The following is a 16,084-nucleotide window of genomic DNA, read 5'->3' on the forward strand; positions in this document are numbered from 1 at the left end:
TTACCCGGGCACCTGGGGCCTGATCCGCCTGCTGGAGCAAGCCCAGGTCACGCCACTGGATGACGGCGACAGCCGTTTTCGGATGGTGCTCAAGGCGCCCGATGGCATTGGCCTGACCTGGTATCTGCGCACTGAATTGGGGGCAGGGCCGATGGCGCTGCTCAAGCTGCGTGGCTTCAAGTTGCCAGCGCAGATCTTTCTCGGCAAGGACGAAAAAGCCGTGCCCTATGCACTGAATGGAAGGTTTGAATGAGCCTGGACAGATTGATCGAACGTTGCCTCGGGGAGCGGGATGCCGTGGGCCTTGCCCGGGCGCAGGCAGGGCACTGGCAATCCTGGTTGCAGCCGATCAGCGCGGACTTGCCCGCCGGGGAAGATCCGGCCTGCGATGATGATTTCCAGCGCATGCGTGAGGAGGTCAACAAGCTGTCCGGGGCCGACGTCGAACAGGTCATCCAACTGGCGCAGACGCTGCTGGCCGGATCGTGCAAGGATCTGCGGGTGGTCACTTATTACATCTGGGCACGTTTGCACAGGGACGGCGAAGCGGGCTTGGCCGACGGCCTGAACCTGTTGGCCGCAATGCTGGAACGCTACGCCGTCCAGGTGCTGCCTGCGCGTCCCAACAGCCGCAAGATGGCGCTGGAGTGGCTGGCGAGCAGCAAGGTGCTCGACACCCTGTCGCGCTACCCCGAAGTGGTCAAGAACGAGGCCGAGCGTACGGTGGCGGCGCTGGCCTGGCTGGAGCACGGGCTCGCGGCCTGGCCTCAGGATCAGCGTCCCGCCTTCGGTGCGCTGTATGCCGCGTTGTCTGCGCGATTGGCGCAATCCGGCGGGGTCGACGCGCTGGTCCCGCAGAACAGCGCCAGCCACGAGAAAAACACCCGAACGGCCGCCCCAGACCCCACGGCCATCAAGTCCGGGCGTGACCTGCTGGACAGCGGCCGGGCGCTGGCCGGCTACCTGCGCGAGCAGCCCCAGGGTTGGCTGGCGGCGCAACGCCTGATGAAAAGCCTGCGCTGGGACACCGTGCATGAAGCACCGCTTCAGGATGCCAGCGGCAAGACTCGCCTGACTCCACCCCGTGTCGAATACCGGGCACAACTCAAGCGCCTGCATCTGCAACAGAGCTTCAGTGAACTGTTGGATCTGGTGGAACGGATCTACGCCGAGGGCGTGAACCATTTCTGGCTGGATCTGCAGTGGTACCTCCACCAGGCACTGAGCAAGCAGCCTGCGCCACAGGACAGCTGGGCCGACATTGCCAAGCGCGACCTGGGCATGTTCCTCGAGCGCCTGCCAGGGCTGGAGGCATTGTGCTGGAGCGACGGATCGCCCTTGGCGGACGAGACCACCCGCGAATGGATCAGCCAGCACGTCTGTGGCAATCGCCCCCAGCAATGGCTGCCGGCACCACCCGTAGCAGCTACCTGCGCAGACCCCGAGATCCTGTCACTCGAAGGCGAAGCCCTGGCCCAGGCCGACAACGATGGCGTCGAGCACTCACTGGCCTGGCTGGCCGCGCGCCCGGGCATCCATACCGGTCGCCAACGCTGGCTGTTGCGCCTGCTGATGGCTCGGGTGGCCGAGCAATACGGCAAGAGCGAGCTGGCCATTCACCTGCTGGGCGAACTGGATGCCTGTGGGCAACGGCATGGGCTGGCGGAATGGGAGTCCGAGCTGAGTTTCGAGGTCAAGGCGCGCCTGCTCAAGCTGTTGCGCTTGAAGGCTCAACGCAATGACACAGACAAACCCACCCTGACCCGGCGGATGGAGGCGCTGCTGGCAGCGCTGGTGGCTGTCGACCCGGTACGCGCCGCAGTGCTCTGTGGCTAAACCTTCTTTATCAGGATTCTTTCTGTGAGCATCGACAATCTGACACTGCAATATTTCGACGCCGAGATGCGCTACCTGCGCGAGGCCGGCAAGGAGTTCGCCGAGGCCTTTCCGGACCGGGCGGCCCAACTGAACCTGGACAAGTCGGGCGCGCGCGACCCTTACGTGGAGCGCCTGTTTGAAGGTTTTGCCTTCTTGATGGGGCGGCTGCGGGAAAAGCTCGACGATGACCTGCCGGAGCTGACCGAAGGCCTGGTCAGCCTGCTCTGGCCCCATTACCTGCGCACCATTCCATCGCTCTCGATTGTCGAGCTGATACCCGAGCTCACAGAGATGAAGCGCAGCCAGCGGATCGCCAGCGGCTTCGAAGTGCTGTCGCAACCCATCGGGCCGCTGCGTACCCGTTGCCGCTACACCACGACCCAAGACCTGACATTACAGCCGCTGGCGCTGGAAAGCGTGCAGGTGGCTTATGAACCGGACGGTCGCTCGCTGTTGCGATTGCGCTTTGCCTGCGGGGCAATGGCCGACGGCAGCGAGATCGACCTGAGCCGCCTGCCGTTGTACCTCAATGCCGATGCCGCGCTGGCCAGTGCGCTGCATCAGGCGCTGACCCTGAACGCTCAAGCCTTATATGTACGCCTGCCTGACCAGACGGGCCGCTCTTCGCTCGAGGGTTATTTTTCGCCAAAGGGGTTCGGCGACGAGGATCGCCTGTGGCCCAAGGGCGACAGTGCCTTCAGCGGCTATCAGTTGCTGTTGGAATATTTCACCTTTCGCGAGAAATTCATGTTCGTCACCCTCTGCGGACTCGAGCAGTTGAAGCTGGCACCAAATAGCCCCTGGTTCGAACTCGAGGTGGTGTTGAGCGAGCCGTTGCCCCAGGCGTTCACGCCGAACGCCGAGCACATTCGCCTGCATTGCGTGCCGGTGATCAACCTGTTCACGCTGGAGTCCGACCCCATGACCCTGGCGCCTTTGCAGACCGATTACCTGCTTCGCCCCATGCGTTTGCAGGACGGCCATACGGAGATTTATTCGGTGGACCGGGTCACCGCGTCGAAGAGTGCCGTGCGCCACGAATACGTGCCCTTCACCAGTTTTCGTCACAAGGGCGGCATGTTGCGTGACGAAGCCCCCGAGCGCTATTTCCATACACGACTCAAGCGCGGCCCCAATGGCCTGCATGACACCTGGCTGATCCTGGGCGGCGAAGGTTTCGATCAGGATCGGCTCGACACCAACGAAAGCCTGTCGCTGCGCCTGACCGGTACCCACGGCCAGCTGCCGCGCAAGGCTTTGCAAGGCACCTTGCTCGATACACCGGTGCAATCCATCGAGGTCGGCTTGCGCGTGCGCAACCTGTGTGCGCCGACTTTGCCGTGCTATCCGCCCACCCGCGACCGCTTCCACTGGCGGGTGCTGAGCCATCTCGGCTCGAACTTCCTGCCGATGCTCGACAACGCCGAAGTGCTGCGCGGCACGCTGGCGTTGTACGACTGGACGGGCAGCGAGCTGAATCGACGTCGCCTGGCGGCGATTGTCGAGGTCGAACACCATCTGATACAGCGCTTCGAAAAGGGCTTTCTGCTGCGCGGGGTCGACATCGAAGTCACGCTGGACGCCAACGGCTTCAGCGGTGAGGGCGACATCAACCTGTTCGGCGAAATGCTCAATCGCTTCTTCGGCCTGTACGCCGACATCCACCTCTTCAACCAGCTCACGCTGATCCTGCAACCTACTGGAACGTGCCTGCAATGGAACGAGAACCACAGTCAGCGTATTCCCGGCTGAAAGCCGGCGGTTTACTGGAGGCACTGAAGGGGCGGGTGGCCGAGGCGCAACTGTATCGCTTCTGCCAGTTGCTCGAACGGGCGTTGCCCGACCACCCGCCACTGGGCGGCACCACGTCGCCGGCGGATGATCCGGTACGCTTTCGGCCAGACCCCGGCATGAGTTTTCCCGCCGGTGAATTGAAGGCGATTGAAACCGACGATAAACACCCTGGGCGACCGGCCACGGTGCGCACGCGTCTGTTGGGTCTGTACGGCGTGGACTCGCCATTGCCGACGGCTTTTCTGGACGATATCGCCCAGCGACGGGAGGGGCACGAGGCACTTGAAGCCTTCCTCGACATTTTCAACCACCGGATCTTCACCCAGTTCTATCGGATATGGCGCAAGTACTCCTATCCGGCGACCTTCGAAGCCGGTGGCACGGATGCGACTTCGCAATGCCTGTTGGGGCTGATTGGCCTGGGCATTCCCGGAACGGCCGGGCGGGTCGGCACGCCGATATCTCGCTTCCTCGCCTTGCTTAGCGTGATGCGCCTGCCCACCCGAAACGCCGAAGGCATCACTGCGCTGGTCAAGCTGCTGGCCCCCGAAACCCGGGCACAGATGACTCCCCACTGGCCGCAGAAAGTGCTATTGGCGCAGCCGGCTAGCCTGTCCCCGATGCATCCGGTGCGACTGTCCCAAGGCACACCCCTGGGCTGTGTCGGCTACGACGCAAACAGCCAGTTGCATCTGGCGTTGTTCACCGAAGACCGGGACGAGGCTCGTGGCTGGCTGCCCGGTGGCCCGTTGTACAACGATCTGCTGGCACTGCTGCGGGTGTACCTGGGTTGGCGTTGCACGGCAAGGCTGCAGTTGGCGTTGCCCCTGCACAGCCTGCCGCCACCGTTGTTGGGAGGCGCGCAGGTGTTGTTGGGCATGACTGCGGTGCTGGGCCTGGACAGCGATGCCTGGCAGGCCGGCGAAAGCACCACCATCACGATCAATCTGGGTCGCTATCAAGGCCTGCGGGACAAACCCCGGGAAAGGGAGATAAAGCATGGCGCGTACCGTTTATAAATCATTGGTGATCGCCTCGTTCGCAGTGCTCGGCGGTTGCGGGGTGAGCCAGAGCGTAACCGACGCGACGACCTCGACCACACAGGCAATCTTCTACAAGCAGGTTAAAACCCTGCGCCTGGACCTCAACGGGCGCGCGGCACTGAACACCGCCGGGATCGACATGAATGCGTTATCCGTGCCGACCCTGGTGCGGGTTTATCAACTGCGTGACCGCAAGGCGCTGGAAAGGGCGAACTATGACAGCCTGCTCAGCCACGACGAGCGCGTGCTGAGTGCCGATCTGCTGGACAAACGAACCCTGGTAATCAAGCCCGACGAGGGCGCGCAGCTGAACATCCCCCTGGACAAGCAGGCCCGCTATGTTGCCGTGGTTGCCTTGTTTCGTGAGTTCGATAGCCGGACCGATAACTGGCGCCTGACCCTGGCCCGCGATGACCTCGATCCGGACCGGGTGCGGGTGATCGAGCTGGGGGACAACCGCCTGACCCTACGCCCACTGGCCAAGGAGTGACGGATGAGCGATCTCAACCCCTCGCTGTACGAGACACTCCTGCAGAACTTCGACGGCGAACTGGATCTGCATCAGGTCGCCGAAGAGGATCAGTGCACGCTCTCTGTGCTGGACAACTTGCGCCGCATCCTCAACAGCCGGGCCGGCGCGCTCGACCATCTGCCCGATTATGGCCTGCCGGACATGGGCCAGATCCTCCAGGGGCTGCCCGGATCGGCGCATGGACTGATGAGTGCCATGGGCGACACCCTGGCCAAGTACGAGCCGCGGGTGTCCACGATAGGCATCGAGCTGTTGCCCCAGACCCGACCGGGTCATCTGGAGTACAGCCTCGAGGTGCAACTAAAAGGGGGCCAGCGAGTGACCTTCGGCACCACCCTGACGCCAGGGGGCAATGTCCTGGTGCGTCACTTGAAGCGGCAGCACTACCTGTCGACGTCGGGAACTGTTTAACCAAAGGAATGCGCGATGACAGCGTTGTTTGAAATGCGAATCAGGCTCGGTGGCGATCCGGGTGCCTTCAGTGAGTTCAAGGCGCTGCGTGAAGAGTTGGCCAGACTGAGTCATCCGGCCTGCCCGGATGTGGATTGGGCCAAGGTGGAGCAGTTGTGCCTGGCGTTGTTCCAGCGCAACGGTGCGGAGTTGCAAACGGCCGCGGCTTTCGTACTGGCCCGTAGTCACCGCCACGGCCTGGAGGGCATGGCTCAGGGGATCGCGCTGATCGAGGCGCTGGTCGGCGAATGGCCGACCCTGTGGCCCGCGATGGAGCCGGCGCGCCTGGAAATCCTGGCCTGGCTGTTCGCCTGCCTGCAGCCCCTGCTGCGAAGCCTGGAGCTACGACACTGGAGTCTGCCGGCGATCGTTCAATTGGGCGCTGGGCTGGAGCGCCTGCATGCAGGTCTGGATCGACAGGCGCAGCCCGCGCCGGGTTCATTGCACGCCCTGCGCCAGCAAGTCGACAGCCTGTTGCAGCGACTGGCGCAGAGCCACGCCCAGAGCCATGGGCAGACACACGGGGTGTTCGACGCGGTGGCCTTGTCGACGCGACTGCCGCCACCGCCCCAGGTGATGCCGGTGGTGATCCTGCCGACGCCGCCAATGCCTGTCGTGCTGTCGGGCGCCAAGCAGAAAAAGATGCATCGGATTGGCCCTTGGCTGTTCGCGGTCGCCGCGACGGTCACCTTGGCTGCGGGTGTCCCTTGGATGGCCTGGCTGGTGAACCCGGACAAGGAGGGCGTGAATCGCCTCACCAGTGTGTTCCAGGCGCCACCCGTTGTTCCCGAGCCGGTGCGTCTGGACAGCCTGTCGCTGTTCGCCCCCGGCAGCGCCGAACTCAAGCCAGGCTCTACCAAGGTATTGATCAGCGCCCTGGTCGACATCAAGGCCCAACCTGACTGGTTGATCGTCATCGCCGGGCACAGCGATGCCAAGGGCAATGCCGAGCAGAATCTGCAGTTGTCCCACGCTCGCGCTTCAGCCGTGCGCAGCTGGATGCAGCGCATGGGGGATATCCCCGACAGTTGTTTCGCGGTCCAGGGGTTTGCCGACAGCCAGCCAATCGCCAGCAACGACAGCGAGGCCGGCCGCGCGGCCAACCGTCGTGTCGATATCCAACTGGTGCCTCAGGTCGGCGCCTGCGGGAAACCGGGCGAGCAGTTGCCGTCATAGCATCCATTCATTTGCTCGATACCCATCATTAAGCAATGCAAGTTCAGTTTTTCCACCAAGGGAGGAAGATAGCGTGATACCGATCTCGCCATTGAAGGAATAAGCGCGATGAGAATCTCGACCCTGCTGGCTTTTGTCGCCGTATTCAGCGGTGGCATCGCTGCTACCGCACCGGCTATTGCTGCCGATCCGTCCTGCCGTTTCCTGCCGATCGCCGACAGCACCGCTCGTTTGCAACACACGCAAACAGTGGCGGTGCTCTACAGCGAAAACACCCTTAATACCCAGCAATACCTTGAGAGCTACCACGATGTGGCGGTGAAAGGGGCACAGAATCCTGGGCTGGATTCGCGGATCAGCCAGGCGTTCGTCGACAGTTCCGATCCGCAGCGGGCGATCGGCTGGTTGCTGGGATCATTGCAGAAGGAGTTCGCGGCGGTGACGGTCTACGACAGCCTCGATGCGGCGGTGCAGGCGCATCCGGATGTGGTGGTGATGCTCGACACTTACAGTCGCCTGGTGTCGAAACGCAACAATCAGGTTGAAGCGCGGTTTGTGGCGAAGTTCTACGATGCGAACCTGCAATACATCGGCCAGGCTGCGGGTTCACGTGCCGAGCAGATGCCCTCGGTGTGGGTGCATGGCAAAGCCGCGCCGCAGATTGCCGCGCAGATCAATCAGCAAACGGTGTTGCAGGTGAATGCGTTGAAACAGTTCGATGCGTCGCTGAAGTCGCTGGTGACGGCCGACCATGTGGATCATGTCGCGAGCAACTGAATAGCTACCAGCCTTTGACGCCGCTCATATCGGGTAGCTTGTGGGCAATGCCCTTGTGGCAGTCGATGCAGGTTGCCTCGCCGTTGGCCAATGAGGTCGAGTGCATGGCCGCCGCCCGTTTGCCCTGGCGGGTAAAGTCCATGAACTCGAAATTGTGGCAGTTACGGCATTCGCGCGAGTCGTTGGCCTTGAGCCTGGCCCATTCATGTTCGGCCAGTTCACGGCGCAGGGTGAGGAACTTGTCGCGGGTGTCGATGGTGCCGAACAGCTTGCCCCAGACTTCCTTCGATGCCTGCATCTTACGCGCGATCTTGTGGGTCCATTCATGGGGCACGTGACAGTCCGGGCAGCTTGCGCGCACACCCGAGCGGTTGGTGTAGTGGATGGTGTCCTGCAGTTCGACAAACACGTTGTCGCGCATCTCGTGGCAGGAAATGCAGAATTTCTCGGTGTTCGTCAGCTCCAGGGCCGTGTTGAAACCACCCCAGAAAATGATCCCGGCGATAAAACCTCCCAGCGTCAGAAATCCCAGGCTGAAATAAACACTCGGCCGACAGAGGATGCCCCAGTAGTCCTTAAGCAGGGCGAACAATGCTTTCATGGCGACTCCTCAAGGTTTCTGCGCGGCGTTGGCGTCGTCTTGCAGGATTTTGTCGATGGTCTCGAAGCTGTTGCCCACCAGCGGCAGCACATCTTTTTGCGGCACATGGCACTGGTTGCAGAAGTAGCGACGCGGTGAGACAGCCGCCAGCGCCTGGCCGTCGCGGTCCATGTAGTGGGTGATGCTGATCATCGTCGCCTGGCTGCGTGGACTGTTGGCCCGGCTGTGGCAGGACAGGCATTTGTTGCCGTTCTTGTCGATCTGATAGCCACGAATGCTGTGGGGGATGGTCGGCGGCTGGTCAGGGTAGTTGCGCTCGCGCTTGAGGTCTTTGTTTTCATCGTCGGCCAGTGGCGGCGCAGGCGCGTTTTGCGTCAGGGTGCCGCCGGGCCGGCGTCCGTCCGGGCCCGAAGCATCCAGCGGGTAATCGACCTCGGCGGCGATCACCGCGCCCATCACGGCGAGCAGGAACAACGGCAGGATGCGAAAAGTCATGACGGTTCTCCTCAAGCCACGCTGATCAACTCGATGCGGATCGCGCATTTCTTGTAGTCGGTCTGCTTGGAGATCGGGTCGGTGGCGTCGAGCGTGACCTTGTTGATCAGCTTGTTGGCATCGAAAAACGGCACGAACACCAGGCCGCGTGGCGGTTTGTTGCGTCCACGGGTTTCGATGCGGGCACGGATTTCCCCGCGACGGCTGATCAGTTTCACTTCACTGCCGCGGCGTGCCTTCATGGCCTTGGCGTCCTCGGGGTGCATGTAGACCAGCGCGTCCGGCACGGCTTTGTACAGTTCATCGACCCGTTGGGTCATGGTGCCCGTGTGCCAATGTTCAAGGACTCGGCCGGTGCTCAGCCAGAACGGGTAGTCGGCATCCGGCGCTTCAGCCGGTGGCTCATAGGGCAGGGCGAAGATGATCGCCTTCTTGTCCGGGTAGCCGTAGAACTGCACTTCGCTGCCCGTTTCCACGTAGGGGTCGAGCCCCTCGCGGTAACGCCAGCGGGTTTCCTTGCCGTCAACCACCGGCCAGCGCAGGCCACGCTCGGTGTGGTAACGATCAAAGGCCGCCAGGTCATGGCCATGACCGCGACCAAACTGGGCGTACTCTTCGAACAGACCCTTCTGCAGGTAGAAACCGAAGGCCTTGGCTTCATCGTTCTTGTAGCCGGTCTCTATCTGCTCGACCGGAAACTCGTCGACCTGGCCATTTTTGAACAGCACCTCGAACAGGGTTTTGCCCTTGTACTCCGGTGCCTTGGCCAGCAATTCCGCAGGCCAGGTTTCATCGGTGGTGAAGCGCTTGGAAAACTCCACCAGTTGCCAAAGATCAGACTTGGCCTCTCCGGGGGCGCTGACCAACTGATGCCAGAACTGCGTGCGACGTTCGGCGTTGCCAAAGGCGCCTTCCTTCTCCACCCACATGGCGCTGGGCAGGATCAGGTCGGCGGCCTGGGCGGAAACGGTGGGGTAAACGTCCGAGACGATCACGAAGTTTTCCGGGTTGCGCCAGCCCGGCAGGACTTCCTGCATGATGTTGGGCCCGGCCTGCATGTTGTTGCTGGCCTGGGTCCAGTAGACGTTGAGCACACCATCCTTGAGCATGCGGCTTTGTTGTACCGCATGAAAGCCGACTTTCTCTTGAATGGTGCCGGCGGGCAGTTTCCAGATTTTTTCCGCGGTGGCGCGGTGTTTCGGATTGGTCACCACCATGTCGGCGGGCAGGCGGTGGGAGAAAGTCCCCACTTCGCGCGCGGTGCCACAGGCCGATGGCTGGCCGGTCAACGAGAAAGGGCTGTTGCCCGGTTCGCTGATTTTACCCGTGAGCAGATGGATGTTATAGATCAGGTTGTTGGCCCATACCCCGCGGGTGTGCTGGTTGAAGCCCATGGTCCAGAACGACACGACCTTGCACTTGGGATCGGCATAAAGTTCGGCCAGGGCCTTGATGCGTTCAGGCGCCACCCCGGTTTCCTTCGCGGTACGTTCCAGGGTGTAGGGTTTGACGAACTCAGCGAACTGTTCGAAGGACATGTCCGTCCAGGTATTGGCCTTGTCGGCATTCTTAGCCTGTTTTTCCAGCGGATCATCGGCACGCAAGCCGTAGCCGATATCGTCGGCGCCCTTCGCGAAGCGCGTGTGCTTGCTGATGAAGTCCTGATTGACCGCGCCGCTTTCAATGATGTGGTTGGCGATATAGTTGAGAATCAACAGGTCGGTTTGCGGCTTGAACACCATGGGGATGTCGGCCAGTTCGAAGCTGCGGTGTTCGAAGGTCGACAATACCGCGACTTTCACGTGCGGATAGCTCAGGCGCCGGTCGGTGACACGGCTCCACAGGATCGGATGCATCTCCGCCATGTTCGAGCCCCACAGCACAAAGGCGTCGGTGGCCTCGATGTCGTCGTAGCAACCCATGGGCTCGTCCATGCCAAAGGTGCGCATGAATCCCATCACCGCCGAGGCCATGCAATGACGGGCATTGGGGTCGATGTTGTTGCTGCGAAAGCCGGCCTTCATCAGCTTGTTGGCGGCATAACCTTCCCACACCGTCCACTGACCCGAACCGAACATGCCGACCGATTCGGGCCCCTTGTTTTTCAGGGCCTGCTTGAATTTTTCTTCCATGATGTCGAAGGCCTTGTCCCAGCTGATCGGCTGGAACTCTCCCTGCTTGTCGTACTTCCCGTTGGTCATGCGCAGCAGCGGTTGGGTCAGGCGATCCACGCCGTACATGATCTTGGACAGGAAATAGCCCTTCACACAGTTCAACCCGCGATTGACCTCGGCCTTGACGTCGCCATGGGTGGCGACCACCCGATTGTCCCGGGTCGCGACCATCACGCTGCAACCGGTGCCGCAGAAACGGCAGGGCGCCTTGTTCCAGTCAAGGGTGACCATGTCCGCTTCGGTCACCAGGTTGCTGGCAGTGGTGAAGATCGGCAGGCCGGCCGCGGAGGCTGCGATGGCGGCGGCCTGGGCCTTGACGAATGCTCGGCGCGACATGCTCATTGGATGTCTCCCGCGGGATCGAGAATTTCGTGATAGATCAGCGCGGCGTTGAGCACGCCCGGCAAATTGTTGATTTGATCGATGCGTTGCAGGATCTGGTTTTCGTGTACGGCCTCGAGGACTACCACCAGTTTGCCGGCGGCACTTTCCTGATGTAACTCCACGCCGTCCAATAAACGCAGGTTGGCTTTGACGGCGTCAAACAGTTCAGGTCGGGCAAGTACCACAAGGCTGGCTATGTGCAGGGGTTCATCCATGGCTGACTCCAACAGGCTCTAATGGAAGGCTTTTAGTTGGGTGGTCCGGGCGGGCCGTAGAGCATCTGGAAAAACCAGATGATGAAACCGTAACCGCCGACGATGGCGACTGAAAGTAACGGAAACAGGCAAACGACAAGAAAGAGAAACAGGCGCATTTCCTTGCGTCGCTGCGGTTTTTGCTCTTCGGTCAATGACATGGAGTGCGCTCCAGCCGAACTTGCATTCAGACTAGATCACGGAAATTTAAGAGGGTTATTACTGCAGTTTTTATCGACCGACGGTGGCCTGTAGCTATTGCCCTGAGATAGCTGGCTATAACGTTTCGATCCATTACAGCATTGAGTTACAAAAGGAGAACGGCGTTGATGCACCGTTCGTAGCAAGGGAGCGCGTTGTTGCGAATCAGGTATGGACCAGGGCGATGGTGAACGAAACCACGATCATGCAGGCGAAGGCGAAATTGATATTCATGACTTGTTCCGATACAGGGGTAATGGCGTTCATCTTGAACAGGTCGGGCGCAAATAAAAAATTCGGCTTGGTGATTTGAAAGATCGAAAGAATTGATACCTGCTGGCGTGTTTGTGTTTCCTGCGTTGTTTGGCTACTCTCGCAAACAGGCAACTTCGCGCACAAACGGGCAATATCATGCACGACCAGCATTCCGCAGCCGAACTCCCGCAACTGCGCCGGCAGAAAATCCTCTTGATCCTGGAACGTGACGGCAAGGTCATGGCGGCCGAATTGAGCCAGCATTTCGCGGTTTCCGAGGACACCATTCGCCGGGATCTTGCGGAGCTGGACAGCGCCGGGCTGGTGCAGCGCGTACATGGCGGGGCCTTGCCACGTCCCAAGGACACGGGCAAGGACTACTTCACCCGGATCAGCGAGACCGACGAAGTCAAAACCCGGTTGGCGCAACTGGCGGCGAGTCGGGTCGAGAATGGCCAGATCGTGATGTTCGACTCAGGCACCACCACGTTGCAGATCGCGCGGTTGCTGCCACCGGACATCTGCATCACGGCGGTCACCGCGTCGCCGATGACGGCCATTACCTTGTCCGAATTCAAAGGCATCAAGGTGATCCTGGCGGGGGGACAACTCAATCCTGCGACCATGTCGGCCAGCGGCCATGAAACCTTGCGATTGCTCGAAGGCATCAAGGCGGATCTGTTGTTTACCGGAGTCTGTGCGATTCATCCGCAAGTCGGTATCAGCTCCCTGCATTTCGATGAAGTGCCGGTGAAACAGGCGATGCTCGACAGCGCGACCCAGGTCATTGCCGTCACCACGGCGGACAAGCTGGGCGCGGTGGAGCCCTTCGTGGTGGCGCCTTGTGAGCGTCTGCACACGCTGATCACCGAGCGTCATGTGGCGACGGGCAACGTTGAGGATTACCGCAAGTTGGGGATCGAGGTGGTGCAGGCGCAGGCTTGAGCGCTATGTCTCAATGAAACACAAACTGTAGGAGCGAGCTTGCTCGCGATGGCGATGTGTCAGGCGACTTCAATGTTGATTGACACACCGCTATCGCGAGCAGTTCGCTCCCCCAGTGGATTGGGGTGTTGCCTCAACTTCGCAGATGACTCAACGCAGTCGCTCCAGCATCTGGTAGTACCACATGCCCGCCGCCAGCATCGGGTTGCCGAGCAGGTCGCCCATGGGCACGCGGATGTGTTGGCAGGCGGCGAAGGTGTCGAAGTGTTCCAGTTGCCCGGTGATCGCCCGGCCCATGATTTCGCCCATGATGTGGGTGGTGGCGATGCCGTGCCCGGAGTAGCCCTGGCAGTACCAGACGTTGTCCGAGAGTTTGCCCAGTTGCGGGATGCGGTTGATCACGATGCCCATCGCGCAGCTCCACTGGTAATCGATGGCCACGCCCTTGAGTGCCGGAAACGTCTGCTCGATGCACGGGCGCAACTCGGCGGCGATGTCGCGCGAATCCTTGCCGCTGTAGTTGGCGCCGCCGCCGAACAGCAGGCGGCCGTCGGCGGTCAGGCGGTAGTAGTCGAGGACGAAGCGGCAGTCGTAGACCGCGAGGTCTTGCGGGTTGATCTGTTTGGCCAGGTCCCCCAGCGGCGCAGTGGTGACGATGCCGCCCATGGCCGGGAAGATCTTGCCCTTGAGCTTGCCCGGTTCCAGCTTGTGGTAGACGTCGCCGGCCAGCAGTACCTGGTTGGCATCGATGCGGCCGTGGGCGGTGCGTATGCCTGGCTTGTCACCGTGAATGATCTCCAGCACTTCGCTGTTTTCGAAGATCAATGCGCCGAGACTTTCCGCTGCCCGCGCTTCGCCGATGCACAGGTTGAGCGGGTGCAGGTGCATGTTGCGCGTGTTCTTGATCGCGCCGTGGTAGAGGTCGCTTTGCAGCAGGTCGCGCACCTGGCTGCGGTCGAGCAGGCTGACGTCATCGGCCATGCCACGGCGCAGCGCTTCGTCATGGTCCTTGCGCAAACCGTCCATGTGGCCGGGCTTGTAGGCGGCGTGCAAGTGGCCGTGCTTGAGGTCGCAGGCGATGGCGTATTTCTCCACCCGTTGCTCGATGATCTGGTGACCGCGCCAGCGCAGGTGCCAGATGAAGTCATCGACTTCTTCGCCGAGGGTGCGGCGCATCTGTTTGCGCATCGCTTCGTCGCCCGAGAGGCTGCCGGTGACCTGGCCGCCGTTGCGCCCGGTGGCGCCCCAGCCGATCTTGTGGCTTTCGACGATGGCGACTTTCAGGCCCTTTTCAGCCAGTTCGACCGCCGTGGCGACGCCGGTAAAACCGCCACCGATGATGACGACGTCGACGCGGTGCTGGCCTTGCAGCGTGGGGTAGTCGGTTTCGTGGTTGAGGGTGGCGGTGTAGTAGGAATTGCAGCGTTGCTGAGTCATGTCAGTGTCCAGGCAAAAGAGGTAGAGAGCTTGGCGCAAACCCTGTGGGAGCGGGCTTGCTCCGGGCGGCGTGTCATTCAACATTGATGTTGGCGGACACGGCCCTTTCGCGAGCAAGCTCGCTCCTACAGGGGGAATGCGTAGGGTCGACCGGGCGGCTCACGCCTCAGTCAGATACCAACGCCAATCCTGCTCACCCACTTCAGCCATGAACTGCCGATACTCTGCACGCTTGACCGCCAGATAAACCCCCAGGAATTCCTGGCCCAACGCATCCCGCGCCCACACCGAATTTTCCAGCGCCGTCAGTGACGTCAGCCAGTCGGTCGGCAGCAACTGCGTGGCCTGCGCATAGCCGTTGCCTTGCACCGGTTCGCCCGGATCGAGGTTTTCGCTGATGCCGCGATGGATGCCGGCAAGGATCGCCGCCGCTGCCAGGTAGGGGTTGGCGTCGGCGCCGCAGATGCGGTGTTCGATGTGCCGGCTGTTGGCCGGGCCACCGGGCACGCGCAGGCTGACGGTGCGGTTGTCGACGCCCCAGGTCGGGGCCAACGGCGCATAGCTGTTGGCCTGGAAGCGCCGGTAGGAGTTGGCGTTAGGGCAGAACAGCAACAGCGAATCGAGCAGGCTGGCGAGCATGCCGCCGATGGCCGTGCGCAGCAGCGGGGTACCGGCCGGGTCCTCGGAAGCGAACAGGTTGCGGCCTTCGGCGTCGGCGATGCTGACGTGCATGTGCATGCCGGTGCCTGCCAGATGATCGAAGGGTTTGGCCATGAACGTAGCTTGCATGCCGTGCTTGTGGGCCACGGCTTTCACCAGGCGTTTGTAACGCACGGCCTGATCCATCGCCTGCAAGGCATCGCCGTGTTCCAGGGTGATTTCCACTTGCCCCGGGGCGTACTCGGAAATCGCCGTGCGCGCCGGAATGCGGTGCAGCTTGCACGCGGCATAGAGGTCGGCGAGGAAGGGTTCGATCTGCTCCAGCTCGCGCAGGCCGTAGACCTGCGTGTGTCGCGGTCGACCACCGTCAGCGTCCAGCGCCGGTTGCGGGCGGCCGTTATGGTCGCGCTTGGCGTCCAGCAGATAGAACTCCAGTTCGCACGCCATCACCGGGTGGTAACCCTCGGCCTTCAGGCGGTCGATGACCTTGATCAGCAGATGACGCGGGTCGGCGATGCTCGCCGGCATGCCTTCTTGCGGGTGCATGCTGACCTGCACCGCCGCCGTAGGAATCTGCCGCCACGGCAAGCGCACCAGGCTGCCTTCGAGCGGATAGGCGCGGCAGTCGATATCGCCCACGTCCCAGACCAGCCCGGAGTTCTCGACGTCATTGCCTTGCAAGGTCAGGCCGAGAATGGTGCTGGGCAGCGGGCGACCGCTTTCATACACCGCCAGCAGTTCCTCACGGTGCAACAGCTTGCCGCGCGGCACGCCGTTGGCGTCGAGAATGAACAGCTCGATCATGTCGATATCGGGGTTGTTCGCCAGAAAGGATTGAGCATCTTCAAGGGCTGCAAATTTCATTGTTCGTCACTCACGTGGGCGTCCCGCGGACGCACGGATTCAGGCCAGGGCGCGACGACGGATAAAGATCCGCCGCGGGCTGGCAGCGATAGCAAAAAGGAGAGGGGCTCGACGAATCGTGGACGCGATCAGGCGAGCAGGTTGCTATCCGGCGGGCGTGCGGA

16 protein-coding genes and 1 pseudogene are annotated in these 16,084 nt (G+C 61.7%); 9 read left to right on the forward strand and 8 right to left on the reverse strand.

Annotated elements, in window-relative coordinates; genetic code table 11:
• The 8 genes and pseudogenes from ACM6I6_RS04470 to ACM6I6_RS04505 form a co-directional block, all read left to right on the forward strand.
• Positions 1–253 (forward strand): annotated as a pseudogene (locus ACM6I6_RS04470) (hypothetical protein); the annotation flags it as partial.
• Positions 250–1,836: a type VI secretion system protein TssA gene (gene tssA, locus ACM6I6_RS04475; protein ID WP_414919474.1), complete on the forward strand. Its 1,587-nt coding sequence runs from the start codon at positions 250–252 to the stop codon at positions 1,834–1,836. The pseudogene ACM6I6_RS04470 and the gene tssA, both read left to right, overlap by 4 nt.
• 24 nt (positions 1,837–1,860) lie before the next feature.
• Entirely contained in the window at positions 1,861–3,630 is a 1,770-nt protein-coding gene (gene tssF / locus ACM6I6_RS04480) for a type VI secretion system baseplate subunit TssF (protein WP_414919475.1), read from the forward strand.
• On the forward strand, positions 3,594–4,691 hold the full coding sequence (gene tssG, locus ACM6I6_RS04485; protein ID WP_414919476.1) for a type VI secretion system baseplate subunit TssG: 1,098 nt from the start codon (positions 3,594–3,596) through the stop codon (positions 4,689–4,691). Before tssF ends, tssG begins: the two co-directional genes overlap by 37 nt.
• A complete protein-coding gene (gene tssJ, locus ACM6I6_RS04490; protein WP_323628546.1) occupies positions 4,672–5,205 on the forward strand; it encodes a type VI secretion system lipoprotein TssJ in 534 nt (177 codons plus the stop codon). The genes tssG and tssJ overlap by 20 nt, the downstream gene beginning before the upstream one ends.
• A gap of 3 nt (positions 5,206–5,208) precedes the next feature.
• Positions 5,209–5,658, forward strand: a complete 450-nt coding sequence (gene tssE / locus ACM6I6_RS04495; RefSeq protein WP_274076688.1) for a type VI secretion system baseplate subunit TssE — start codon at positions 5,209–5,211, stop codon at positions 5,656–5,658.
• Positions 5,659–5,673: 15 nt separating this feature from the next.
• On the forward strand, positions 5,674–6,873 hold the full coding sequence (locus tag ACM6I6_RS04500) for an OmpA family protein (RefSeq protein ID WP_414919477.1): 1,200 nt from the start codon (positions 5,674–5,676) through the stop codon (positions 6,871–6,873).
• 108 nt (positions 6,874–6,981) lie between these two features.
• Complete coding sequence (locus ACM6I6_RS04505; RefSeq protein ID WP_323628549.1) at positions 6,982–7,650, forward strand: ATPase; 669 nt, start codon at positions 6,982–6,984, stop codon at positions 7,648–7,650.
• Positions 7,651–7,654: 4 nt separating this feature from the next.
• Here the strand turns inward: ACM6I6_RS04505 and ACM6I6_RS04510 are convergent, their stop codons facing one another.
• The 6 genes from ACM6I6_RS04510 to ACM6I6_RS04535 form a co-directional block, all read right to left on the reverse strand.
• Entirely contained in the window at positions 7,655–8,251 is a 597-nt protein-coding gene (locus ACM6I6_RS04510) for a cytochrome c3 family protein (protein ID WP_274076691.1), read from the reverse strand.
• 9 nt (positions 8,252–8,260) lie between these two features.
• Positions 8,261–8,746: a nitrate reductase cytochrome c-type subunit gene (locus tag ACM6I6_RS04515; RefSeq protein WP_274076692.1), complete on the reverse strand. Its 486-nt coding sequence runs from the start codon at positions 8,744–8,746 to the stop codon at positions 8,261–8,263.
• 11 nt (positions 8,747–8,757) lie between these two features.
• A complete protein-coding gene (napA, locus tag ACM6I6_RS04520) occupies positions 8,758–11,262 on the reverse strand; it encodes a nitrate reductase catalytic subunit NapA (protein WP_274076693.1) in 2,505 nt (834 codons plus the stop codon).
• Positions 11,259–11,519, reverse strand: a complete 261-nt coding sequence (locus tag ACM6I6_RS04525; RefSeq protein ID WP_077185768.1) for a chaperone NapD — start codon at positions 11,517–11,519, stop codon at positions 11,259–11,261. Before ACM6I6_RS04525 ends, napA begins: the two co-directional genes overlap by 4 nt.
• Positions 11,520–11,551: 32 nt before the next feature.
• Entirely contained in the window at positions 11,552–11,719 is a 168-nt protein-coding gene (gene napE, locus ACM6I6_RS04530) for a periplasmic nitrate reductase, NapE protein (protein WP_046817268.1), read from the reverse strand.
• 205 nt (positions 11,720–11,924) lie between these two features.
• The gene (locus ACM6I6_RS04535; protein WP_414919525.1) at positions 11,925–12,278 is read right to left on the reverse strand and encodes a hypothetical protein; all 354 of its coding nucleotides are present in this window, start codon (positions 12,276–12,278) and stop codon (positions 11,925–11,927) included.
• Between ACM6I6_RS04535 and ACM6I6_RS04540 the strand changes: the two genes are divergently transcribed.
• Complete coding sequence (locus ACM6I6_RS04540) at positions 12,171–12,959, forward strand: DeoR/GlpR family DNA-binding transcription regulator (protein ID WP_414919478.1); 789 nt, start codon at positions 12,171–12,173, stop codon at positions 12,957–12,959. The genes ACM6I6_RS04535 and ACM6I6_RS04540 overlap by 108 nt on opposite strands.
• A gap of 150 nt (positions 12,960–13,109) precedes the next feature.
• On the opposite strand, the gene ACM6I6_RS04545 is transcribed toward ACM6I6_RS04540, so the two are convergent.
• Positions 13,110–14,396, reverse strand: a complete 1,287-nt coding sequence (locus ACM6I6_RS04545) for an NAD(P)/FAD-dependent oxidoreductase (protein ID WP_274076695.1) — start codon at positions 14,394–14,396, stop codon at positions 13,110–13,112.
• A 159-nt stretch (positions 14,397–14,555) separates the two neighbouring features.
• Positions 14,556–15,920, reverse strand: a complete 1,365-nt coding sequence (locus ACM6I6_RS04550) for a glutamine synthetase family protein (RefSeq protein ID WP_414919479.1) — start codon at positions 15,918–15,920, stop codon at positions 14,556–14,558.
• Positions 15,921–16,084 lie beyond the last annotated feature (164 nt).

This window comes from Pseudomonas sp. IT-P218, assembly GCF_949767605.1.
Classification (GTDB): domain Bacteria; phylum Pseudomonadota; class Gammaproteobacteria; order Pseudomonadales; family Pseudomonadaceae; genus Aquipseudomonas; species Aquipseudomonas putida_AE.

Coding starts and splice junctions, on each gene's coding strand:
- tssA (WP_414919474.1), top strand. CDS start 250: ATGAGCCTGGACAGATTGATCGAACGTTGCCTCGGGGAGCGGGATGCC.
- tssG (WP_414919476.1), top strand. CDS start 3,594: ATGGAACGAGAACCACAGTCAGCGTATTCCCGGCTGAAAGCCGGCGGT.
- tssJ (WP_323628546.1), top strand. CDS start 4,672: ATGGCGCGTACCGTTTATAAATCATTGGTGATCGCCTCGTTCGCAGTG.
- tssE (WP_274076688.1), top strand. CDS start 5,209: ATGAGCGATCTCAACCCCTCGCTGTACGAGACACTCCTGCAGAACTTC.
- ACM6I6_RS04500 (WP_414919477.1), top strand. CDS start 5,674: ATGACAGCGTTGTTTGAAATGCGAATCAGGCTCGGTGGCGATCCGGGT.
- ACM6I6_RS04505 (WP_323628549.1), top strand. CDS start 6,982: ATGAGAATCTCGACCCTGCTGGCTTTTGTCGCCGTATTCAGCGGTGGC.
- ACM6I6_RS04510 (WP_274076691.1), bottom strand. CDS start 8,251: ATGAAAGCATTGTTCGCCCTGCTTAAGGACTACTGGGGCATCCTCTGT.
- ACM6I6_RS04515 (WP_274076692.1), bottom strand. CDS start 8,746: ATGACTTTTCGCATCCTGCCGTTGTTCCTGCTCGCCGTGATGGGCGCG.
- napA (WP_274076693.1), bottom strand. CDS start 11,262: ATGAGCATGTCGCGCCGAGCATTCGTCAAGGCCCAGGCCGCCGCCATC.
- ACM6I6_RS04525 (WP_077185768.1), bottom strand. CDS start 11,519: ATGGATGAACCCCTGCACATAGCCAGCCTTGTGGTACTTGCCCGACCT.
- napE (WP_046817268.1), bottom strand. CDS start 11,719: ATGTCATTGACCGAAGAGCAAAAACCGCAGCGACGCAAGGAAATGCGC.
- ACM6I6_RS04540 (WP_414919478.1), top strand. CDS start 12,171: ATGCACGACCAGCATTCCGCAGCCGAACTCCCGCAACTGCGCCGGCAG.
- ACM6I6_RS04535 (WP_414919525.1), bottom strand. CDS start 12,278: ATGCTGGCTCAATTCGGCCGCCATGACCTTGCCGTCACGTTCCAGGAT.
- ACM6I6_RS04545 (WP_274076695.1), bottom strand. CDS start 14,396: ATGACTCAGCAACGCTGCAATTCCTACTACACCGCCACCCTCAACCAC.
- ACM6I6_RS04550 (WP_414919479.1), bottom strand. CDS start 15,920: ATGAAATTTGCAGCCCTTGAAGATGCTCAATCCTTTCTGGCGAACAAC.